The sequence below is a fragment of the Pantoea sp. JZ2 genome (assembly GCF_035191405.1).
In the GTDB taxonomy this organism is placed as follows: domain Bacteria; phylum Pseudomonadota; class Gammaproteobacteria; order Enterobacterales; family Enterobacteriaceae; genus Pantoea; species Pantoea stewartii.
In genome coordinates this window covers 1,638,866-1,660,668 of the sequence record NZ_CP045247.1, presented here as the reverse complement: position 1 = coordinate 1,660,668, position 21,803 = coordinate 1,638,866, and the positions used below count along the sequence as shown (strand labels likewise).

Genomic DNA, 21,803 nt, shown 5'->3' with positions numbered 1-21,803 from the left:
GTTATTTTGACACCCAGTGAACTCTGAGAGGTGCAATCGTGTCACGTACAATTATGCTCATTCCGACCGGCACCAGCGTCGGCTTGACCAGCGTTAGCCTTGGCGTTATTCGCGCCATGGAACGTAAAGGCGTTCGACTGAGCGTTTTCAAACCCATTGCTCAACCACGCGCCGGTGGCAATGCGCCCGACCAAACCACCAGCATCGTACGCAAAAATTCCGGTATTCCTGCGGCAGAACCGCTGCCCATGTCACGCGTTGAATCCTTGCTGGGATCCAATCAGCAGGACGTGCTGATGGAAGAAATCATTGCCCGCTATCATGCAAATACGCAGGATGCAGAAGTGGTGCTGGTGGAGGGCCTGGTGCCCACGCGCAAACATCAGTTTGCCAGCGCCCTTAACTACGAAATTGCTAAAACGCTGAACGCTGAAATTGTGTTTGTGACCGCGCTGGGTAATGACTCGCCGGCCCAGCTTAAAGAACGTATCGAACTGACGCAAAGCAGCTTTGGCGGTGCGAAGAATAAAAACATCACCGGCGTCATTATTAACAAGCTGAACGCGCCGGTCGACGAACAGGGCCGGACGCGTCCCGACCTGTCTGAAATCTTCGATGATTCCACGAAGGCCAGCATTGCCAATATCAATCCCGACCAATTGTTTGCCAACAGCCCGTTGCCCATCCTGGGTTGCGTGCCGTGGAGCTTTGATCTGATCGCGACCCGCGCGATTGATATGTGCCGCCACCTGAACGCGCGCATCATTAATGAAGGTGAAATTCAGACGCGCCGCGTGAAGTCGGTAACCTTCTGTGCCCGCAGCATTCCTCATATGCTTGAGCACTTCCGTCCAGGCTCGCTGCTGGTCACCTCCGCAGACCGTCCGGATGTACTGGTTGCCGCCTGTCTGGCCGCCATGAACGGCGTAGAGATTGGGGCTATTCTGTTAACCGGTAACTACGAGATCGACGAGCGGATCGCCAAACTGTGCGAACGCGCGTTCCAGACCGGTCTGCCGGTCTTTATGGTCAAAACCAATACCTGGCAGACATCACTGAGTCTGCAAAGCTTCAATCTGGAAGTGCCGGTAGACGACACACAGCGCATTGAGAAAGTGCAGGAATATGTCGCAGGCTACATCAATGCAGACTGGATTGAGTCGCTGACCGCCACCTCTGAACGCAGCCGTCGTCTGTCCCCGCCGGCATTCCGTTATCAGTTGACCGAGCTGGCACGTAAAGCCGGTAAACGCATCGTCCTGCCAGAAGGCGATGAGCCTCGCACCGTGAAAGCGGCCGCGATCTGTGCCGATCGCGGCATTGCGACCTGTGTGCTGTTAGGTAACCCGGATGAAATTCAGCGCGTGGCCGCAGTACAGGGCGTTGAGCTGGGTAAAGGCATTGAGATTGTTGACCCTGAAGTGGTTCGCCAGAACTACGTTCCGCGTCTGGTTGAACTGCGTAAAAACAAAGGCATGACCGAAGTGGTGGCGCAGGAACAGCTGGAAGACAACGTGGTGCTCGGTACCATGATGCTGGAGCGTGGCGAGGTAGACGGCCTGGTTTCAGGTGCGGTGCATACCACGGCTAATACCATTCGTCCGCCGTTACAGCTGATTAAAACCGCCCCGAACAGCTCTCTGGTCTCGTCGGTATTCTTTATGCTGCTGCCGGAGCAGGTGCTGGTCTATGGCGACTGCGCGATTAACCCGGATCCTACCGCTGAACAGCTGGCTGAAATTGCTATCCAGTCTGCCGATTCCGCCAAAGCCTTCGGTATTGATCCGCGCGTGGCGATGATCTCCTACTCGACCGGTAACTCCGGGGCAGGAAGCGACGTCGAAAAAGTGCGCGAAGCTACCCGTCTGGCACAGGAAAAACGCCCGGATCTGGTCATTGACGGTCCGCTGCAGTATGACGCGGCGATTATGGAAGACGTCGCGAAATCGAAAGCGCCAAACTCGCAGGTCGCGGGTCGCGCAACGGTATTTATCTTCCCGGATCTGAATACCGGTAACACCACCTATAAAGCGGTGCAGCGCTCAGCCGATCTGATTTCTATCGGACCGATGCTGCAAGGGATGCGTAAACCCGTTAACGACCTGTCGCGCGGTGCGCTGGTGGACGACATCGTCTATACCATTGCCCTGACAGCAATTCAGTCACTCCAGGCGGAAGGCCAGTAACAAACCGCCTGACCGGTAGTGAGAACAAAGAGCATGCAGCCCGCATGCTCTTTTTTTATTGCAATGTCACATCCAGCGCACGTAAATGCTGTGGCTGCCAGGAAAGCATAACCTCGCTCCCCGGTTTCCACTCAGGCGCGACATCGGATGAGGCCAGTTTCACCATAAAATTCCCCTGCCCGGCCACGTCGGTCAGCATGCGGACATGATCACCCAGATAGATAAACTGTTGAATGGTAGCCTGCACAGACTGGTCGCCCGGTTTTGGTGCGTTCACGTTGATGCGTTCGGGCCGGATGCTGAGCTGGATACGTTTGCCACGCGAACTGGGTCGGACTTTCAGCGCGTCCAGATGAACGCCATTATCCAGTGCCACCTGATAATACTCGCCCTTTTGACCCGATTGTGTGGCTAACAGGCAGTTATTTTCGCCGATAAACTGTGCAACAAAGGCATTATCTGGCTGCTCATAAAGCTTACTCGGGCTGTCCATCTGCTGAATCATGCCATCATTAAACACCGCGACCCGGTCTGACATGGTCATTGCTTCGCTCTGGTCATGCGTGACGTAAACGATGGTCAGCCCAAGCAGGTTGTGCAGTTGCTTGATTTCCATCTGCATATGCTCACGCAGCTGTTTATCCAGTGCCCCTAACGGTTCATCCATCAGGATCAGCCTGGGTTCAAAAACCAGTGCCCGCGCCAGCGCTACACGTTGCTGCTGGCCACCCGACATCTGGGCAGGATAGCGATCGGCCAGCGAGGTCAGTTTAATCATATCCAGCACGCGCTTAACCCGCACTTTGATATCCGCTTTGCTCAGGCGACGTATGGATAGGGGAAATGCCAGATTCTCCGCCACGGTCATATGGGGAAACAGCGCATAATTCTGAAACACCATGCCGATATCACGCTGATGGGGCGGCAGCGTGTGCAGGGGTTTATCACGCAGCAGAATCTCGCCAGCGGTGGGCGTTTCAAAGCCCGCCAGCATCATCAGGCTGGTGGTTTTCCCCGATCCTGAGGGCCCTAACAGCGTCAAAAACTCTCCTTCTGCCACGTCCAGATTAAGGTTGCGCACCACCAGCTTGTCGCCGTCGTAGCTCTTTTTGATATTCCTGAAACTGACAAAATTTCTCATGGCGTACTCTCGAAAACAGGATGGAAAGGGTTTCGGCACGATTCATGCATCATCCGTTTGACATGCGAATCCTGGCGGGCCTTTTTTTAGCACTACCATAACGCCGCTGATTCGCACAAGCAGAATTTGACAAAATAAAACGAACAGGCTTGCAAAACCTTCTTGCAGGCCATTGTATTTTATTGCCTTTTTAAATTTAACATTACATTAACGTGAATGAGATCACAGAATCAGGCAAGGTAAGAGGGTGCACACTTGTGGTGCCTCAGGGGGAAACTGAGGCGATTTGCAGGTGGTGTTCCAGACGGGCTAGGACAGGCGCGAACGCACTGGGGATATCCGCTTCGTCAACGCAGGCATAGCCCAAAAGTAACCCACGCTGCGGCGTGCCTTGCAGGTAGTAGGAAGACAGCGGGCGCGTCAGCACACCGCACTGTTCAAGCTCAGCGCTGAACGCCACATCGTCGATGCTGTCGGGCAGTCTGAGCACCAGATGCAGCCCCGCATTGCTGTGATGCACAATCCAGTCGGCCCCCAGCGACTGGCTGATCACGGCGACCAGCGCCGCGCGGCGACGACTGTAGATCTGCCGCATCCGCCGTACATGAGCCGCATAGTGCCCTTCGCGGATAAACGCGGCCAGCGTGAGCTGCACCAGCCCATAACCGCCGCGATAGAGCTCGGAGTGCGCCATTTTCATACGCGTAGCCATGGATTTAGGCACCACCATGTAACTGAGTCGAATGCCAGGATACAACGTTTTGCTGAACGTCCCCAGGTATATGACAGGCGCATCCGCCGCCAGCCCTTGCAGCGCGGGTATCGGGCTGCCGGAAAAACGGAACTCGCCATCGTAGTCATCTTCCACCACCCAACTGCCGCTGCGCTTCGCACGCTCCAGTAACTCATGCCGCCGTTGCAGGCTCATCACCGCACCCAGTGGATACTGATGGGAAGGCGTCACGCAGATTAAACGCGGCGCAGGGCTGTCAGGCTGCTCCGGGGGCAGCACCAGCCCCTGCTCGTCAACCGGCGTAGGGATCAGCGTAACGCCGTTCACCGCCAGCACGTTACGAATGCCCCAGTAGCCAGGTTCCTCTACCTGCGCCCGGTCACCCGGATCGCACAGCATCTTTGCCAGCAGATCCAGCGACTGATGCGTGCCTGCGGTCACCAGTACCTGCTCGGGGCTGCAGTTGACGGAACGAATCACCCGCAGGTAATCGGCCAGCGCCTGTTGCAGCTCGGTGCAGCCGCCGTGGCTGGCATAGCTCAGGTTCTCAACGGGCAGGCGTCGGCTCAGACGAAGCTGGATTTTGCGCCAGATGTCGTGCGGCATGTGACTGACATCCGGTACGCCGGGCATAAACGCCCCCCACTGATGGCTTCCGGCACCGCTGTTTGCCAGTAATCGCGATCCCCGACGGGACAGCCTGACGGGCTTCATTGGCGGCGAAACCGGCCTGACCAGCGGCCCGCCTGGCACCTCTTCAGGCAGCACCGCACTGACAAACGTGCCGCTACCTGTGCGGGTTTGTAAGTACCCCTCTGACTGCAACTGTTCATACACGGCCAGTACGGTATTGCGTGAGACCGCGAGTTCGCGAGCAAGGTCGCGGCTGGCGGGCAGCCGTGTTGCGGTGGCAATGGATCCATCCTGAATCGCCGCCTGCAGCGCGTCATACAGTCGCTTATTCAGCGTACCGCCGGACAGCGCGGCCAGCCGTTGTGCAAGCAGGTCACCGAGTAAGCTTCGCAAAATTGGTACCTCAAAATAAAAAAAACTGGCTCTGGATTATAAAACCCTGAAAACGCTAAAACCAAGAAGTCAAATTCCACTGTAACAATATGGAAACAAACACCACGAGGTCGCGTTATGAGTAACAGTGAAGTGCAGGTCCGTCGTCTCAATGCCACGCCACGCGGCGTGGGCGTCATGTGCGATTTCTATGCGGTGAAAGCTGAAAACGCCACGCTGTGGGATCACCAGGGCCGCGAAATCATCGATTTCAGTGCCGGCATTGCCGTACTGAACACCGGACACCGTCACCCTAAGGTCATCGCCGCCATCAAGGAACAGCTCGACTGTTTTACCCATACTGCATTTCAGATCGTGCCCTATGAAAATTACATCGCCCTTGCGGAAAAACTGAATGCGCGGGTGCCCGTCAACGGCCCTGCTAAAACCACCTTTTTCTCCACCGGCGCGGAAGCGGTTGAGAACGCGGTAAAAATTGCCCGCGCGGCGACCGGCCGTCCCGGCATCATCGCGTTTAGCGGCGCGTTTCACGGGCGCACCAACATGACGATGTCGCTGACCGGCAAAGTGACCCCGTACAAAACCGGTTTCGGCCCTTTTGCTGGCTCAGTATTTCATGCCCGCTACCCGAATGCACTGCATGGCTGTAGCGTCGAGGACGCGCTGGAGAGTGTACAAACGATTTTTCGCTGCGATATCAGCCCGCAGCAGGTCGCAGCGATCATTTATGAGCCGATCCAGGGTGAAGGCGGTTTCAATGTCGCACCGGCGGCCTTCGTCACCGCGCTGCGTAAGCTGTGCGATGAACACGGCATCCTGCTGATTGCCGATGAGATTCAAAGTGGTTTTGCCCGCACCGGGAAACTGTTTGCCAGTGAGTACTATTCCGATGTGCAGCCTGACCTGATCACCATGGCGAAAAGCCTGGCCGGCGGGATGCCGTTGTCGGCCGTGTCCGGACGGGCTGAGATTATGGATGCCCCGTTACCCGGCGGGCTGGGTGGCACCTATGCGGGAAGTCCTCCTGCCATTGCAGCCGCACTGGCCGTAGTGGAGGTGATTCGTGAGGAGAACCTGTGCGAGCGCGCCCTGCAACTGGGCGGGCAGCTGGCCGAAACGCTGAAAGGCGCGGGTTGTAACGCGCTGGCGGACGTGCGTGGGCGGGGTTCGATGATAGCGGCTGAGTTCTGCGACAGCACAGGAAAACCGCGCGCGGACATCGCCAAAGCCATCCAGCAGGCGGCACTGGACGAAGGCTTACTTCTGCTCACCTGCGGTGTCCACGGTAACGTGATTCGCTTCCTTTATCCGCTGACCATCCCGGATGCGCAGTTCCGCACGGCATTAAATCTGCTGAATCGCATTCTCGGTCAACACTAAATTGAGCTGGCTGGCTGCCCGTTCCGCAGTCAGCTGAACTGATGGCATCAGGATTGCAACGCAAACACCAGGCAGTGAGTTCTGCCTGACAAGAATAATTCAGGAGTTCGGGGATGATGAAAAAAATAGCGGCAATGGTGCTGGCAGCCGTGGCGCTGCAGGCACAGGCGGAAACCCTCACGGTAGTGTCCTTCGGCGGGACGAATAAAGACGCACAGGATAAAGCGTTCTATAAACCGTTCATGGCCGCGGGAAAAGACAGCATCGAAGCAGGCGAATACAACGGTGAGATGGCCCGCATCCGCGCCATGGTCGAAACCAAACAGATCGGCTGGGACGTCGTCGAACTGGAAACTCCGGAACTGGAGCGCGGTTGTGAAGAAGGTTTGTTTGAAACCCTGGACTGGAGCAAAATTGGCAATAAAGCGGACTTTGCCAAAGGCAGCGTCAGCGAATGTGGCGCCGGTTTCTTCGTCTGGTCAACGGTACTGACCTACGATGGCAACAAACTGAAAACCGCCCCTACGAGTTGGGCCGATTTTTGGGATGTAGAAAAATTCCCGGGCAAACGTGCGCTGCGTAAGAGCGCAAAATATACCCTGGAAATCGCGCTGATGGCGGATGGCGTGAAGCGTGAAGATGTTTATAAGGTGCTGGCCACACCTGCGGGCGTGGATCGCGCCTTTAAGAAGCTTGATGTACTCAAGCCCCATATTCAGTGGTGGGAATCCGGGGCACAGCCGCTGCAGTGGCTGGTATCAGGCGACGTGACGCTGGCCTCGGCCTATAACGGCCGTATCGGCACCGCCCAGGCAGAAGGCCATAACTTTAAAATCGTCTGGGATGGCAACCTGTATGACTTCGATAACTGGGCGATTGTGAAAGGCTCAAAACATAAAGCGCTGGCAGAGAAATTCATCGCCTTCTCGTTGCAGCCTGAGAACCAAAAGGTCTATGCCGAAAATATTCCTTATGGCCCCGCCAATATCAAAGCAGGCAAACTGCTGGCGGCGGATCGTCTGGCTCAACTGCCAACAGCGCCCGAAAACATGGCCAAAGCCGTACAGGTTAACGCCACGTTCTGGCTGGAGCATGGTGAAGAACTGGAACAGCGTTTTAACGCCTGGGCCGCGAAATAACCTGCTGCCGGACGCGATCCGGTAGCCCCTTTTCAGGAGGTCGGCATGAGTCAAAACCCCGTGATGGATTCAGCGCCCGTCAGACGTACAGAACGCGCGTTCAGCCTGCGCCACTCGTTCAACCGGGCAGGTTGGTTAAAAACACAACGCTCTCTGTTTTTAGTGGCCCCGTTACTGATTTTCGTCGTGGTGTGCTTTTTATTCCCTATCGGCTCTATCCTCAGCATGAGCGTGAGCAATCCTGAGCTTAATGACGCCTTACCCCAAACCAGCCAGGCCCTGGCGAAATGGGACGGTAAAGCGCTACCGGATGAGAGCCTGTATGCACTGCTTGCAAAAGAAGTCAGCGCGGCACGCGAACAGGGCCAGATTTCGGGGATTGCGAAGCGGTTAAGTTATGAAGATAACGCGTTTCGCCGCCTGATCCTGGCCGTACCGCGCCAGGCGCCCGAGGATGGCCTTAACGTCAAAGCCACCCTTATCGACAAACAGCCCCTGTGGGGCGAGTTATCCACTTGGAAAACCCTGAAGCGCGTAGCAAAGCCTTATACCAGCTATTACCTGCTGTCGGTGTTTGACCATAAAGTCGATGCCAGAACGGGTGAAATCACCGCGCAGTCGCCGGATCAGGCGCTGTATGTCAACGTCCTGCTGCGCACCTTATGGATGGCCACCGTCGTGACGTTATTGTGCGTGGGGCTGGGTTATCCGCTGGCCTACTGGCTGGCGAAACAGCCTTCTAACCGGGCCAATCTGTTGATGATTATGGTGCTGCTGCCCTTCTGGACCTCACTGATTGTGCGGACGGCCAGCTGGATTGTGCTGTTACAGTCCGGCGGATTAATCAACCGCACGCTGATGGGCACCGGGCTTATCGACAGCCCGCTCACCCTGGTGTTTAACCGGGTGGGGGTTTACATCTCCATGACACATATATTGCTGCCTTTTATCGTGCTGCCGCTGTATGCCGTAATGAAAGGCATATCCCCCAGCTACGTCCGCGCGGCGGTGTCGCTGGGCGCGCATCCGTTTGTCGCCTTCTGGCGCGTCTATGTGCCGCAGACCTTTGCCGGGATCACCGCAGGTGCGTTGCTGGTGTTTATGATGGCGATTGGCTACTACGTGACGCCAGCCCTGCTGGGCGGCCCGGACGACCAGATGGTCAGCTACTTTGTCGCCTTCTTTACTAACAGCACGATGAACTGGGGCATGGCCGCCGCCCTGGGCAGCCAGTTACTGATCATTGTCACGTTACTGTATGTGGTCTATTCGCGCGTTACCCGCACTTCTTCTGAAGCCGCGGTGCGTTAAGGAGCAAATGATGAGACAACAAGGTTCCACGCTGCTGCGGGTCTGGCGTTACCTGTTTAATTTTTACGGTGCCGCCGCCCTGCTGTTTTTAATAGTGCCGGTGCTGGTGATCGTGCCGTTGTCGTTTAACGCCAGTTCGTTTTTAAGCTATCCCCTCAGTGGCTTTTCATTGCGCTGGTACGACGCGTTTTTCCATTCTAACGAATGGCTGGGCGGCTGATGAACAGCCTGCTGGTGGCTCCGCTGGCCACCCTGCTGGCCACCGTGCTGGGCGTACTGGCCGCGATGGGCCTGGTACGGGGCGACTTTCGCGGTAAAGCGCTGGTGATGGCAGTCATCATTTCACCGATGGTGGCACCGGTGGTGATCATCGCGGTGGGCATGTTTTTCTTCTTTGCCAAACTGTCCCTGCTAAACAGCTATCTCGGGCTGGTTCTGGCTCATGCGCTGCTGGGCGTCCCGTTTGTGGTGATCACGGTCGTGGCCGTCCTGAAAAGTTATGACACCAACCTGACGCGCGCCGCCGTCAGTCTCGGCGCCTCACCACTGCTGGCGTTTTGTAAAGTCACCCTGCCGCTGATTGCACCGGGCGTGTTTTCCGGGGCGTTATTTGCCTTCGCGACCTCCTTTGATGAAGTGGTCGTCACGCTGTTTCTTGCCAGCCCTACGCAGCGGACGCTACCGATTCAGATGTTTGCCGGTATCCGCGAGAACCTCGATCCCACCATTGCAGCGGCGGCCACCATTATGATTGCGGCCTCTCTGTTGCTCCTGATCGTGATGGAAGTGCTGCGCCGCCGTGGCGAAAAAATGCGTCAGCCGCAGCCGGTCTGATCCTCTTTATTTGCTTTGCGCACGCACCACACCGCCCTTTCTACTGAGAGGGCGATTTTTTATTGATCCCGGGCACAGGCGCGTGATGTCAGCCACGATCCCCACAATGGGTTAACGATCAAACGTCTTAATGCAATACCCGACTGAGACATCGTCAAGACAGACTGGCGCGGTGGCGGAAAAGCGAAAGCCGACGCCCGAGGAAGAATGACGCTGCCCGCCAGGAAAAGACTGCCGTCAATCATCTTGTGGAACGCGTTGCCGCAAAAGAAGGAAGGATGCTTTGCGAACGGCTAGGCGTTCGCAAAGCAGAAAACTCAGTTGCTGTTTTCGTTATTGCGGCTCAGCCACAACGACAGCGCTTTGAGTGAATCATCGGTAAACTCGTCGCAACGGGCGGTGATTTCATCCGGCGTCATCCAGAAGATTTCATCGACCTCTTCTTCCTGCATCGCAAACGGGCCGTGAGAGACGCAACTGAACAATCCGCCCCAGACGCGGCAGTGCTCATCTTCGAAATAGAACTTGCCATGCTCCGCAAAGGGCACGTCGGCAATACCCAGCTCTTCTTCCGCTTCACGTCGGGCAGATTCCAGCATATCCTCACCGCTCTGCACCACGCCGCCTGCCGTCGCATCCAGTTTACCCGGCATAAAATCTTTGATTTCAGTACGGCGCTGAACCAGTATTTTCCCCATACCATCGTGAACCACGATATAGGTCGCGCGGTGACGTAAGCATTGTGCACGCATCTGCGCGCGCGTAGCCTGCGCAACGACTTCATTCTCTTCGCTTACGATATCGACCCACTCGATCTCGCCACCAGCAGTTTGATCCACCATCCGTAACCCTTTCCTGTTTAGCGTGTCTTCATGCACGCGCTGTTTGCCACATCTATATCATAGTGTGTCGTAAGGTAATCACTTATGACAACTTGAGCAAGCGCCGATCGCTAGCGATGTTTACCGCTCTCCGTCAACCACAACTGCACCGATGCACGCTGCCACTGAAACTCAGCATAATGCTGTAAACGGGTTGGCAGGGGATCACCGTGAAGCGCCAGTCGATTAAGCATGACAGCCAAATCGGTATCTGCAATCGACCACTCACCAAAAAGGTTTTGCTGTCCTTCCGGTAACAGCCGCTGTACGGCACTTATCAGCTTATCGGCCGCCTGAAGCGCAGCGGGCGTAAGCGGCGCAAAGCGCTCTGCGGCGAACAGCACTTCTGTGGGACGCTCCTGTCTGATCGGCAGCAAATCACTGCGTAGCCAGGCCTGAATCTCCCGCGCGCGCGCGCGTTTCTCGCGATCTTTAGGATAGAGCCGTTCAAATTCTGGCGCGGCAAAGCGCTCTTCAAGGTATTCACAAATGGCTGAGGACTCACTCAGCATAAACTCATCAACCTGTAACGTTGGCACACGGCAGGTCAGTGACAGGCTACGGTAGGTGTCGTCAAGCTGCTGGTTTTGGGATAAATCAATGCGCCTGACGCTAAAAGGGATCCCCTTTTCCGTCAGCGCAACGTAAACCGACATCACATAAGGACTGAAAAACGATGAATCTGACCACAGGGTAATGAAGGGGTAATTCATCTGCTACCTCGATATCGCTGACAGGGGTGCATCATGTTTACCGATTTTTATTTCTGAAAACAACCCGGTGCTGGTCCGATGTTTGCCTCCCACCGCACGAAATTACGAAGCGGCTCACGCCAGCCGGGAACGACTCTTCTATGATGAAGTAAGCAAAAAAGAAAAAATCAGACGGAGCCGCACTATGCATATCTTAATGACCGGTGGAACCGGGCTTATTGGCCGCCATCTTATTCCGCAGTTACAGGCGCGTGGTCACACGATCAGCGTGGTGACCCGCGATGTCGTAGCCGCACGGGAAACGCTGGGCGAAAATATCGCCTTCTGGTCTGGCCTCGCACAGCAGCATTCGCTGGATGGGGTGGATGCCGTGATCAACCTGGCCGGTGAACCGATTGCCGATAAACGCTGGACCGAGCCGCATAAGCAGCAACTGTGCGAGAGCCGCTGGCAAATCACAGAACGTATTGCCTCACTCATCAATGCCAGCACCACGCCGCCGCGCGTGTTGATTTCGGGGTCGGCGACCGGCTTTTACGGCAACAGTGGTGAAGTGGTCCTGACCGAAGAGGATCCCGGCCAGAATGAATTTACGCATACGCTCTGTGCCCGTTGGGAACAGCTGGCACTGACGGCACAAAGTGACCGGACGCGCGTCTGCCTGCTGCGCACCGGCGTGGTGCTGGCGCGTGAGGGCGGCGCCCTGAGCAAAATGAAACTGCCGTTCAGGCTCGGCGTCGGTGGCCCGCTCGGCAGCGGTAAACAGTATATGCCGTGGATCCACATCGATGACATGGTCAACGGCATCCTGTGGCTTCTGGATCATGACGACTGCCAGGGCCCGTATAACATGGTCGCGCCCTATGCGGTGCGCAACGAGCAGTTTGCCGCCACGCTGGGCGAGGTCATGCACCGCCCGGCTTTCATGCGCACGCCCGCCAGCGCCATTAAGCTGATGATGGGTGAATCCTCGGTGCTGGTGCTCGGTGGACAACATGTGCTGCCTAAACGGCTGGAGGCCGCAGGGTTTCGCTTCCGCTGGTATGACCTGCATGATGCCTTAAAGGACGTGGTTAAGGGGTAATGCCGGGGGAGCCTGTGGCTCCCCTTCTTCTATTGCGATGTTACTGCGGACCCTGACTTGCGCGCTGTACGTTGCGCGCCATGATGAGGCTGCGGCACACGGATAATAAACGTCAGCACCCCGGCAAAGAGATACAAGCCGGTATAAGCCCACACCACCCCGACGATATCAAAAAACGGCAACAGCATAGAGGCAATGGCCGGCGCGACAAAATTGCTCATCCCCGCTGACAGGTTATAAACCGAGACCGCCGCGCCCTGATGATGCGGCTCCAGCGTGGGAAAGACGGCCGTCATCGGCACAAACGCCGCGACGAAAATCCCCAACATGACGGCCGGAATAAGGGCGACCATGAAGTTATGACCGGCATAAACGGGCAGATAGTAGAATGCCAGACTGGAGAGCGCCATGCCCAGACAGCCAAACCAGCGCACCTGACGGATCCAGCCAATCCGCTCGCCCATGATGCCCCAGAAGATATTGGTAAAGATGGTGACAAAGAAAAACACCGCCCAGATTTGTAACCATTCCGACAAGGTGAAACCCAGCCGATCCACAAACAGCAGCGGCATGATGATGGCAAAACCAAACAGCGACAGCGTATTAATAATGCGGATCAGGCAGGCGTAAAACACATGCTGATTAGTAAACAGGATGGTCACCGCCCGGGACATTTCCGTCATTTTCTCGCGCATCGGTAAGTTCACGCGTGAGCGGTCGACCGGCACATGGCGCAGGCTAAAAAACGCCAGTACGCCACCGCAGGCCACCCAGGCAATCGCCAGCCATAATGTCCCGGTTTCACCAAGAGAGGGAATAATCAGGCTGGGCAGATAGCTTCCTACCACACCAATCCCTACCGAATACATTGCCCAGAACCAGCCCGTCGCCGCCGCGAGGCGTTCACGCGGTAACACCTGGACCAGCAGCATCATAAAAGAATAGATAAACAGCGGATAAGCCAGGCCGCGAATGCCGTAGAACAGCAGCATAAGGGGATAATTACGCAGTCCCAGCCCCAGGCTCATGAACAGGGCATGCATGACAATCCACAAGACAAAACCGATTAACATGGCGCGCTGAGGCGTAATCAGTTCCGCCACCACGCCGGAGGCCCAGGCGGCCAGCGCGACCGCTAAACCGTAACAGGTAAACACCAGCGCCGACTGGCCCGGCGTGAAGCCCATATCGGTGATATGGCGTGACAGAAATGCCATTTCGAAACCGTCTCCTGCCATAAAAATCGCAATGGCGACGAATCCCCAGATCAGCTGTTTGGGCAAGCCAAACCAGTACGCAGTTGCATGCATAACGATGGTCCTTCTCTGTTCGGTTACAGGTTAATCAGGCCAGTGAACGGGTCTGAACTTGTTGGTGATATAGCGCGCGGAATCGTGCCAGACGTTGTTGCAGCACCGCGCGAACTTCGGGATCCGGCAGATAGCGCGCCTGCACGGACGGTTTGCGGCATACGGTCGCTTCATTCCCGCCCGTCGCCAGCCAGGCCAGTCGCGCCGCCCCCAGCGCGCCGGACGCGCTGGCCGGATGCGTCACCACCGGAGAGTCCAGCACATCGGCAATCAGCTGCGCCCACAGGCCGCTGCGCGCGCCGCCACCGGTCAGGCTGAACTGCGTGATGCCCTGCCGTCCGTCGCCCAGAACGGCCAGACCGTCGGCCAAACCAAACGCGACACCTTCCAGCACCGCGTATCCCAGGAGAGCGCGCTGAGTTTCGTGGCGCAGGTCATAAAACGCGCCCGTGGCATCAGGGTCGTTATGCGGCGTGCGCTCGCCAGAGAGATAGGGCAGGAAAAGTGGGGCCCGCTGTTTCTGTGTTGGGCTCAGCTCAGCCACGTCCTCAAGCAGTTGATTTTCACTGACCGACAGCAGCTGACATACCCAGCGCAGGCAGCTTGCAGCACTGAGCATGACGCTCATCTGGTGCCAGCGACCAGGCAGCGCATGGCAGAACGCATGCACACCGGACTGCGGATCGGCCCGTAGCCGATCGTTGACCACAAAAATCACGCCGGAGGTTCCAAGGGAAATAAACGCATCGCCCGGGTGAATGGCACCGACGCCGACCGCTGACGTAGCGTTATCGCCACCGCCGCCGGCAACGATCACCGCTGTCGACAGGCCCCATTCGCGGGCAAGGTCAGGTCGCAACGTGCCGCTGACCGCATTGCCCTCCACGATTTCAGGCAGCTGCTCGCGACGCAGCCCTGTCGCGGCCAGTAGCGCGTCTGACCAGTCGCGCGTCGCCACGTCCAGCCATAATGTCCCGGCGGCATCGGAGGGATCCGTCACCCATCGTCCGGTTAACCGCCAGCGCAGGTAATCTTTCGGCAACAACACTTTGCTGATGCGGCTAAAGCAGGCGGGCTCGTGCTGCGCAACCCAGCGCAGTTTGGGTGCCGTAAAGCCCGGCATGATCATGTTGCCGCTGATTTGCATCATCTCGGGATGGTGCTGATGTAGCCAGTTACATTCCGCCGCGCTGCGCGTGTCGTTCCACAAAATACAGGGCCGCAAAATGTCGCCCTGTTCATCCAGCAGCACCGCACCGTGCATCTGGCCGGACAGGCCTATCGCCGTGACAGCCGACCAAGCCTGAGGCGCCTGCTGACGCAGACGCGCCATCACCTGTTGGCAGGCGTGCCACCAGTCATGCGGATGCTGTTCTGCCCAGTGCGGATGCGGCCGCTGCACCTGCAAGGTGGCATGTTCAGATGCCACAATGTCGCCCTGCGCATTCAGGATCAGCGCTTTCAGCTCGGATGTGCCAATATCGATACCCAGGTACATGTCTTTCCCCTATGCCACAGCCAGTTTCTGTTCCGGCTGGGCCAGCCATGTGGTGAGCCCGGCTACGGTAGCGGTGAGGCGTGCATGAAAATCGTCGGAAGTCGCCAGCGCCCCAAACAGGGAAGGCTGCGTCATATAGGTCCGCAACGGATCGGGCTGGGTGAACCACTGCTGAATCACGTCGGGTTGCAGAACACCATCCTGATAGTCGTAAGGCAGTTCGCCCTGCGCCCAGCGCTGCAAAAACAGATAAAACAGGGCCGGTAACACCACGCTGGCCGCGGGTGGCGTTCCGCGCTGATAGCACGCCTGCAAAGTGGGCGTGACCATCGCCGGGATTTTCGACAGGCCATCCGCCGCCACACGCTGGTTGGTGTCTTTGATCCAGGGGTTACTGAAGCGCGACAGTACGACATCGCGGTATTCAGCCAGATTTAAGGGACTGGGGGACAACGACGGGATGACATCCTGCGTAACATACTCCCGGGCCATCTGATGAATCGCTTTCTGCCGGGTACTTTCGTCGATGTAGCGCAAGCCGATCAGCGTGCCCGCCCAGGCAATCGCGCTATGGGTGGCGTTGAGGATGCGGATCTTGGCTTCTTCCCAGGGCAACACCGACTCCACCAGCTCAACGCCGACCTGCTCCAGCGCCGGACGCCCGGCAATAAAGTCATCCTCAATCACCCACTGGATAAAGGATTCCGCCATCACCGGCACCGCGTCATCTTTACCCGTGGCCGCCAGCACACGTCCGGCAATATCCGCCGTAGGACGCGGTGTGATCCTGTCCACCATGGTATTCGGCGAGGTGGTGTGAGTCCGCACCCAGTCAGCCAGCGCCTCGTTCCCTTGTGCGTTAAGAAACGCCAAAAAGCCCTGGCGGAAACGCTCACCGTTATGGCGCAGATTATCGCAGTTCAGCAAGGTAACGGGGCCGCCGCCGTTCGCGACGCGCGCCGCCAGAATCCGCGCCAGCGCACCGTAAAGGGTGCGCGCCTCGCCCTGCAGATCCGCGCGAATATCGGGCTGCTGTAGATCCAGCGCATGTTCTGTCGTCAGGTAGTAACCGGCTTCCGTCACGGTAAAAGAAAGGATCCGGGTGGCAGGATCGGCGCCCTGATACACCAGGGCGCGAAGCGCCTTATCCCAGGGCAGAATCTTGCGAATCGAGGTAATCGTTTCATAGTCGCGTTCGCCCTGCGGCGTGACCGTTTCCAGCACATACTCGCCGTGCTGCGCAGCCAACTGGGTCAACAGCGGTGACGCATCCTCACGGATGTTCCCCAGCGCAATGTGCCACCGACTGTCCCCTTGCTGCATCAGCCGGTGCAGATACCATGCCTGATGAGCGCGATGAAAAGAGCCTGCCCCAATATGCATCCACACGGATGTTGTCATAGTCACCTCAATAAGCATTTGTCATAACAGAGGGCAATTGCCCGAACGCTGTATGTTAATCAGAGGTTACGAGTATTATCTGTGACAGATCTCACGATAAAAGCAATTGCCCAATATCTGAGCTTTTGCCCTAATAGGTTTTTGCCGGCTATACGCGATAAACTAGCGATTCGCTCAGAAGGGAATGCCGTGATGAACAAAGAAGAGAAAAAGCAGGAACTGGCTGCACGCGCCGCCTGGATGTATTACGTGGCCGGGTTAACACAGCAAGAGATTGCCCGGGCGCTGGGACTCTCCAGGCAGGTTGCCCAGCGCCTGATTTCAGGCGCACGCGAAATGGGTATGGTCAGCGTCAAGATTGACCATCCTGTCACGCACTGCCTGCGCCTGGCACACGCGGTGCAGGAAGCCTTTGGCCTGCAGCACTGTCGTGTAGTCCCTTCTGCCGGGCTGGATGACCACGCTATTCAGCAGATGCTGGCGGTCGAAGGCGCAGAGGTTATGTCGCAGTTTATCAACGATGACCAGCCGCAGGTGTTTGGTATCGGTTCGGGTAAAACTCTGCGGGCGATTATTGATGCCCTGCCTTGGGTGGAGCGGCCCCAGCACCAGTGCGTTTCCATGATTGGTGCTATTGCGCGAGACGACTCCGGCACCCGCTATGACGTGCCGCTCAAGCTGTCTGAAAAAATGCAGGGCAAGTATTTCTTTATTCCTGCGCCGCTGTATGCCGACAGTCCGGAAGATAAACAGATGTGGTGCCAGCATCAGGTCTATCAACGCGTGGTCAGTCGGGCCTTACAGGCCAGTATGACCTTTCTCGGCATCGGCGAAGTCACACCCGGCTGTCCGCTCCATGCTGAAGGGTTTATCACCGACAGCCAGGTTCAGGCACTCAACGCGCGCGGCGTCGTTGGCGAAATGCTTGGCCACTTTTTCAATCAACAGGGTGAACGTGTGATGGGCGAGACCGATGCGCTGCTCACCAGCGTCACGCTGGAAAGCCGGACAACGCGTCCGATCATCGGTTTTGCAGGCGGCGAGCGCAAATTTGCCGCCATTCGGGCGGCATTAACAGGCGGCTGGATCTCGGGTCTGGTCACGGACGAATCTACCGCCACGCGCCTGTTAAGCGATGGCTCAACAAGCGCGGATCGGCTTACTTAAGAGAACCTTTCAGGAACTGCTGAAGGCGCGGGCTTTTGGGATTGCCGAACAACTCTGCCGGCGGCCCCTGCTCTTCAATCTTACCCTGATGCAGGAAAATCACATGGCTGGAAACGTGACGGGCAAACTCCATTTCATGCGTCACCACCACCATGGTTTTGCCCTCTTCGGCCAGCTTCTGCATGATGCGCAGCACTTCCCCGACCAGTTCCGGGTCAAGGGCAGAAGTTGGCTCATCAAACAACAGCACCTCGGGCTCCATCGCCAGCGCGCGGGCAATTGACACACGTTGCTGCTGGCCGCCTGACAGGTGCACCGGATACTTTGACTGCGCCCGCTCATCAATGCCGACTTTATTCAAATAGGTGACAGCGCGTTCGCGCGCCTGGGCTTTGCTCAGGCCCAGCACCTGAATCGGTGCTTCCATGACATTTTCCAGCACCGTCATGTGGCTCCATAAATTAAAGTGCTGAAACACCATCGTCAGGCGGGTGCGCAGCAGGCGCAACTGCTCTTTGTCGGCCACCTTTAGCTGACCGTCGGTATCACGGACCAGCGAAATGGCGGTGTTATTGACCGTAATGGTGCCTTCGCTCGGTTTTTCGAGGAAGTTAATACAGCGCAAAAAGGTACTTTTCCCTGAGCCGGACGATCCAATAATACTGATGACATCGCCCGCATTAGCATGTAAAGACACGCCTTTTAATACTTCATGTTCACCGTAACGTTTATGCAGTTCGGTGACGCTTAATTTGTTATCAGCCATAGTCTTACTCAATGCGATGAAGAAGGTTTCACATGGGCCAGCCAGCGACGCTCCGCCAGGCGGAACAGGCTAATCAGTGTGTAGGAAATAATCAGGTACAGGACGGCCGCAATGCCAAACGCGGTAAAGGGCTGATACGTTGCCGCGTTGATGTCCCGGGCGATTTTGAGCAAATCAGGCACGGTTGCCGTAAAGGCCAGCGCGGTCGAGTGCAGCATCAATATCACCTCATTGCTGTAAACCGGCAAGGCGGTGCGCAGCGCAGAAGGCAAAATAATGCAGCGATACAGTTTAAACGTTGAGAAACCATACGCGCGAGCGGCTTCAATTTCCCCGTGAGGCACAGCACGAATCGCACCGGCGAAAATCTCCGTCGTATAGGCGCAGGTATTCAGGGTAAACGCCAGTAAGGTACAGTTCAGTCCGCTGCGGAAAAACGCATTCAGCAACTCGGTGCCTTTCACGATCTCCAGCGTATACATGCCGGAATAGAATACCAGCAGTTGAACATACAGCGGCGTACCGCGAAAAACATAGGTAAAGAGCCAGACCGGCAGGCTGATAAAGCGATTCGGCGACACGCGTGCAATCGCCAGCAGTACCGCCATACAGCCGCCCAGCACCACCGAAACAATCAGCAGCCATAGCGTAATCGCCACGCCGGTGAAGCGGTAACCGTCAGTCCAGAGCAGTGATTTCCAGTACTCGTGGATAATCTCAATCATAGCTCTGCCCTCTTCACGCCAACCGTGTAGCGGCGATTGAGCCACCACAGCACGCCGTTAGACAGCGTGGTAAACACAAGATAGATCACACCCGCGACGATGGCGAAATAAAACGGCTGCCAAGTGCTCTTGCCCGCCAGCTGCGTGGCTTTAACCACATCTTCCAGCCCCAGCAGCGAGACCAGCGCGGTCGCTTTCAGGATCACCTGCCAGTTATTACCAATCCCGGGCAGCGCATAACGCATCATCGCCGGAAAGAGGATGCGACGGAAAACCTGGGAACCGGTAAAACCAAACGCGGTCGCGGCTTCGATTTGCCCTTTGGGCACGGCCATGAAGGCCCCGCGAAACGTCTCGGTAAAATAGGCCCCGTAGATGAAGCCCAGGGTGATAATGCCCGCGACCATAGGATCGATATCGAACTGCGCCAGACCCAGCGCATCGGTGATGTGGTTCAGCACTATCTGCAGACCGTAGAAGATCAGGAGCATCAGGACGAGATCGGGCACGCCACGAATCAGCGTCGTGTAGCCCTCAAAAATAAGCGACAGCAGGCGATGACGTGACAGCTTCGCGCCTGCGCCAATCAGCCCGAGAATCACCGCCAGCAGCACGGAACTCAGTGCCAGCTCCAGCGTGACCAACGTGCCTTTTAAAATGACATCAGAATAGCCATACAACATGGAAAAGATCCTGTCGTGGGGTGGAAACGGCGCTGAACCCGCCACGTGGGCGGGCAGCGTTGCTTCTGGTAAGGCATCAACCACAACGCAGAGGTTGCCGGGGCCAGTGCGGCCAGGGCAACCAGGCGTTATCCGGTCAGGCGATTACCAGAGGCAAAGTCGACAGGTTAGTCACCGTACACGTTGAAATTAAAGTATTTCTTCGCAATTTTGTCGTACGTACCGTCTTTGCGCATGGATTCAAACGCTTTATCAATGGCCGCTTTCAGCTCGGTGTCATCTTTACGTAATCCTATACCGGTACCGACGCCAAAAATCTTGTCATCTTTCACGGCCGGACCGGCAAAAGCGTAGTCTTTACCGACAGGCTGCTTCAGGAAGCCTTCAGCCGCCTGCACTTCATCCTGGAATGCGGCATCAATACGGCCCGCAGTCAGATCCTGGTACACCAGATCCTGGTTCGCATAAGGCGTGACGGTCACACCTTTTGGACGCCAGTACTGGTTAGCATAGGTTTCCTGCGTGGTGCCTTGCAGCACACCGACGTTTTTGCCTTTCAGCGATTCAACCGTCGGCAGAATTTTCGAACCTTTAGGCGCGACTAAACGGGCATTGGCCGCATAGAGTTTGTCAGAGAAAGCAATCTCTTCCTGACGTTTCGCGGTGATAGAGAGCGAGGAGATAATAGCGTCAATTTTTTTAGCTTTCAGCGACGGAATCAGCGCATCAAAGTCGCTTTCCACATAGGTACATTTGGTCTGAATACGTTTACAGATTTCGTTAGCCAGATCGATATCAAAACCGACTAACTGTCCTTGCGCGTTTTTTGACTCAAACGGCGGGTATGTTGGGTCAGTGCCGACACGAATCGAGGCCGGTACGGCTGCAAATACGCTGGCCACACTGGACAGGCCCAACATTAAAGAAAGAGCCAGAACACGCTTCTTCATAGATTACCCTCAGCAAATTATTGTTATGTGATGCATGATGTGTGTTTGCAACGAACACTGCCAGTAACCTGTGCACGTTTCGTGCCAGTTATGCAGGTCTGCCGCGCGCCCAGCCCGCCGTTTTTGCCACATAAAGGCTGGGTTTGTGAAAGGAATATATCAGTGAAGTCACAGAGAAAAAGCGATGTTGTGAACTTTTAGTTCATCAAATGCAGGAACAGTGATCGCTCCCGCGCTTTTGCACTAAATAAGTGCACAAGCTGAACCTTATGCACCTTGCCAGCGCACAAACAAATCCTGAGGCAGTTCAATGTCGAACTGATCAATAACCCGGTTAATTGTTTGATCGACCAGTTCGTCAATGGTTGTCGGACGATGATAAAACGCCGGTACCGGCGGCATGATAATCGCCCCTAATTCAGCGGCGGTCGTCATCATCCGCAAGTGGCCAATATGCAGCGGCGTTTCACGCACGCAGAGTACCAGCTTGCGCTGCTCTTTAAGCACCACGTCCGCCGCGCGCGTCAGCAGGGAATCGCTGTAGCTGTGCACAATGCCCGACAGGGTTTTCATTGAACACGGTAAAATCACCATGCCCAGGGTTTTAAACGACCCGGAGGAAATGCTGGCGGCAATGTCGCGCACATCATGAACCACATCGGCCAGCGCCTGAACATCGCGCAGACTGTAGTCACTTTCCAGGCTCAGCGTCTGACGCGCCGCGTGACTGATGACCAGATGGGTTTCCACGTCGCTGACCTGCTGCAAGACCTGCAGTAACCGCACGCCATAAATCACACCGCTTGCGCCGGAAATACCAATAATGAGTCGTTTCATCGTTCAACCTTGCAGTGGCAAAGTGCACCATAATAGCG

The 21,803-nt window shown here is 56.4% G+C and carries 18 protein-coding genes and 1 pseudogene; 7 read left to right on the top strand and 12 right to left on the bottom strand.

The window, feature by feature from the left end:
- Positions 1-38: 38 nt before the first annotated feature.
- The gene (pta, locus tag GC087_RS08280) at positions 39-2,186 is read left to right on the top strand and encodes a phosphate acetyltransferase (protein ID WP_006120035.1); all 2,148 of its coding nucleotides are present in this window, start codon (positions 39-41) and stop codon (positions 2,184-2,186) included.
- Between the two features lie 55 nt (positions 2,187-2,241).
- Here the strand turns inward: pta and GC087_RS08275 are convergent, their stop codons facing one another.
- The gene (locus tag GC087_RS08275; protein ID WP_058701321.1) at positions 2,242-3,327 is read right to left on the bottom strand and encodes an ABC transporter ATP-binding protein; all 1,086 of its coding nucleotides are present in this window, start codon (positions 3,325-3,327) and stop codon (positions 2,242-2,244) included.
- A 265-nt stretch (positions 3,328-3,592) separates the two neighbouring features.
- The gene (locus GC087_RS08270; protein ID WP_324030263.1) at positions 3,593-5,086 is read right to left on the bottom strand and encodes a MocR-like pyridoxine biosynthesis transcription factor PdxR; all 1,494 of its coding nucleotides are present in this window, start codon (positions 5,084-5,086) and stop codon (positions 3,593-3,595) included.
- Positions 5,087-5,203: 117 nt separating this feature from the next.
- On the opposite strand from GC087_RS08270, the gene GC087_RS08265 reads away from it, so the two are divergent.
- From GC087_RS08265 to GC087_RS08250, 4 genes and pseudogenes are all read left to right on the top strand, one after another.
- Positions 5,204-6,466 (top strand): 4-aminobutyrate--2-oxoglutarate transaminase, encoded by a 1,263-nt coding sequence (locus GC087_RS08265; protein WP_324030262.1) that lies wholly within the window; start codon positions 5,204-5,206, stop codon positions 6,464-6,466.
- Positions 6,467-6,579: 113 nt separating this feature from the next.
- Positions 6,580-7,605 (top strand): ABC transporter substrate-binding protein, encoded by a 1,026-nt coding sequence (locus GC087_RS08260; protein WP_033740647.1) that lies wholly within the window; start codon positions 6,580-6,582, stop codon positions 7,603-7,605.
- A gap of 45 nt (positions 7,606-7,650) precedes the next feature.
- A complete protein-coding gene (locus tag GC087_RS08255) occupies positions 7,651-8,916 on the top strand; it encodes an ABC transporter permease (RefSeq protein ID WP_324030260.1) in 1,266 nt (421 codons plus the stop codon).
- Positions 8,917-8,926: 10 nt separating this feature from the next.
- Positions 8,927-9,750 (top strand): annotated as a pseudogene (locus tag GC087_RS08250) (ABC transporter permease).
- Between the two features lie 317 nt (positions 9,751-10,067).
- Here GC087_RS08250 and yfcD read toward each other — a convergent pair.
- Together yfcD and yfcF are read right to left on the bottom strand one after the other, a co-directional pair.
- The gene (gene yfcD, locus GC087_RS08245) at positions 10,068-10,592 is read right to left on the bottom strand and encodes an NUDIX hydrolase YfcD (RefSeq protein ID WP_033740653.1); all 525 of its coding nucleotides are present in this window, start codon (positions 10,590-10,592) and stop codon (positions 10,068-10,070) included.
- A 110-nt stretch (positions 10,593-10,702) separates the two neighbouring features.
- Positions 10,703-11,344 carry a glutathione transferase gene (gene yfcF, locus GC087_RS08240; RefSeq protein WP_058701318.1) on the bottom strand — a complete coding sequence of 214 codons (642 nt, stop codon included), beginning with the start codon at positions 11,342-11,344 and terminating at the stop codon, positions 10,703-10,705.
- A gap of 184 nt (positions 11,345-11,528) precedes the next feature.
- Between yfcF and GC087_RS08235 the strand changes: the two genes are divergently transcribed.
- Positions 11,529-12,428, top strand: a complete 900-nt coding sequence (locus tag GC087_RS08235) for a TIGR01777 family oxidoreductase (protein WP_033740657.1) — start codon at positions 11,529-11,531, stop codon at positions 12,426-12,428.
- Between the two features lie 29 nt (positions 12,429-12,457).
- Here the strand turns inward: GC087_RS08235 and GC087_RS08230 are convergent, their stop codons facing one another.
- The 3 genes from GC087_RS08230 to dalD are packed head-to-tail and all read right to left on the bottom strand — an operon-like array spanning position 12,458 to position 16,637.
- Positions 12,458-13,738: an MFS transporter gene (locus tag GC087_RS08230; RefSeq protein ID WP_033740658.1), complete on the bottom strand. Its 1,281-nt coding sequence runs from the start codon at positions 13,736-13,738 to the stop codon at positions 12,458-12,460.
- A gap of 34 nt (positions 13,739-13,772) precedes the next feature.
- On the bottom strand, positions 13,773-15,236 hold the full coding sequence (gene xylB, locus GC087_RS08225; RefSeq protein ID WP_058701316.1) for a xylulokinase: 1,464 nt from the start codon (positions 15,234-15,236) through the stop codon (positions 13,773-13,775).
- A gap of 9 nt (positions 15,237-15,245) precedes the next feature.
- Positions 15,246-16,637, bottom strand: a complete 1,392-nt coding sequence (gene dalD, locus GC087_RS08220; RefSeq protein ID WP_324030258.1) for a D-arabinitol 4-dehydrogenase — start codon at positions 16,635-16,637, stop codon at positions 15,246-15,248.
- 192 nt (positions 16,638-16,829) lie between these two features.
- Here dalD and GC087_RS08215 point away from each other — a divergent pair, with 192 nt between their 5' ends.
- A complete protein-coding gene (locus GC087_RS08215) occupies positions 16,830-17,804 on the top strand; it encodes a sugar-binding transcriptional regulator (RefSeq protein ID WP_058701315.1) in 975 nt (324 codons plus the stop codon).
- Here the strand turns inward: GC087_RS08215 and hisP are convergent.
- The 5 genes from hisP to GC087_RS08190 form a co-directional block, all read right to left on the bottom strand.
- Positions 17,797-18,570 carry a histidine ABC transporter ATP-binding protein HisP gene (gene hisP, locus GC087_RS08210; RefSeq protein ID WP_058701314.1) on the bottom strand — a complete coding sequence of 258 codons (774 nt, stop codon included), beginning with the start codon at positions 18,568-18,570 and terminating at the stop codon, positions 17,797-17,799. The two genes, GC087_RS08215 and hisP, sit on opposite strands and share 8 nt — an antisense overlap.
- A gap of 8 nt (positions 18,571-18,578) precedes the next feature.
- On the bottom strand, positions 18,579-19,295 hold the full coding sequence (locus GC087_RS08205) for an ABC transporter permease (protein WP_033740667.1): 717 nt from the start codon (positions 19,293-19,295) through the stop codon (positions 18,579-18,581).
- On the bottom strand, positions 19,292-19,978 hold the full coding sequence (locus GC087_RS08200; RefSeq protein ID WP_033740669.1) for a histidine ABC transporter permease HisQ: 687 nt from the start codon (positions 19,976-19,978) through the stop codon (positions 19,292-19,294). Before GC087_RS08200 ends, GC087_RS08205 begins: the two co-directional genes overlap by 4 nt.
- Positions 19,979-20,145: 167 nt before the next feature.
- Positions 20,146-20,928 (bottom strand): lysine/arginine/ornithine ABC transporter substrate-binding protein ArgT, encoded by a 783-nt coding sequence (argT, locus tag GC087_RS08195; RefSeq protein WP_006120054.1) that lies wholly within the window; start codon positions 20,926-20,928, stop codon positions 20,146-20,148.
- A gap of 267 nt (positions 20,929-21,195) precedes the next feature.
- Complete coding sequence (locus tag GC087_RS08190) at positions 21,196-21,765, bottom strand: UbiX family flavin prenyltransferase (protein WP_006120055.1); 570 nt, start codon at positions 21,763-21,765, stop codon at positions 21,196-21,198.
- Between the last annotated feature and the right edge of the window lie 38 nt (positions 21,766-21,803).

Bases quoted from the DNA above. Each gene is read 5' to 3' on its own strand.
- GC087_RS08275 (WP_058701321.1), bottom strand. From the start codon at position 3,327: ATGAGAAATTTTGTCAGTTTCAGGAATATCAAAAAGAGCTACGACGGC.
- GC087_RS08265 (WP_324030262.1), top strand. From the start codon at position 5,204: ATGAGTAACAGTGAAGTGCAGGTCCGTCGTCTCAATGCCACGCCACGC.
- GC087_RS08260 (WP_033740647.1), top strand. From the start codon at position 6,580: ATGATGAAAAAAATAGCGGCAATGGTGCTGGCAGCCGTGGCGCTGCAG.
- GC087_RS08255 (WP_324030260.1), top strand. From the start codon at position 7,651: ATGAGTCAAAACCCCGTGATGGATTCAGCGCCCGTCAGACGTACAGAA.
- yfcD (WP_033740653.1), bottom strand. From the start codon at position 10,592: ATGGTGGATCAAACTGCTGGTGGCGAGATCGAGTGGGTCGATATCGTA.
- yfcF (WP_058701318.1), bottom strand. From the start codon at position 11,344: ATGAATTACCCCTTCATTACCCTGTGGTCAGATTCATCGTTTTTCAGT.
- GC087_RS08235 (WP_033740657.1), top strand. From the start codon at position 11,529: ATGCATATCTTAATGACCGGTGGAACCGGGCTTATTGGCCGCCATCTT.
- GC087_RS08230 (WP_033740658.1), bottom strand. From the start codon at position 13,738: ATGCATGCAACTGCGTACTGGTTTGGCTTGCCCAAACAGCTGATCTGG.
- xylB (WP_058701316.1), bottom strand. From the start codon at position 15,236: ATGTACCTGGGTATCGATATTGGCACATCCGAGCTGAAAGCGCTGATC.
- dalD (WP_324030258.1), bottom strand. From the start codon at position 16,637: ATGACAACATCCGTGTGGATGCATATTGGGGCAGGCTCTTTTCATCGC.
- GC087_RS08215 (WP_058701315.1), top strand. From the start codon at position 16,830: ATGAACAAAGAAGAGAAAAAGCAGGAACTGGCTGCACGCGCCGCCTGG.
- hisP (WP_058701314.1), bottom strand. From the start codon at position 18,570: ATGGCTGATAACAAATTAAGCGTCACCGAACTGCATAAACGTTACGGT.
- GC087_RS08205 (WP_033740667.1), bottom strand. From the start codon at position 19,295: ATGATTGAGATTATCCACGAGTACTGGAAATCACTGCTCTGGACTGAC.
- GC087_RS08200 (WP_033740669.1), bottom strand. From the start codon at position 19,978: ATGTTGTATGGCTATTCTGATGTCATTTTAAAAGGCACGTTGGTCACG.
- argT (WP_006120054.1), bottom strand. From the start codon at position 20,928: ATGAAGAAGCGTGTTCTGGCTCTTTCTTTAATGTTGGGCCTGTCCAGT.
- GC087_RS08190 (WP_006120055.1), bottom strand. From the start codon at position 21,765: ATGAAACGACTCATTATTGGTATTTCCGGCGCAAGCGGTGTGATTTAT.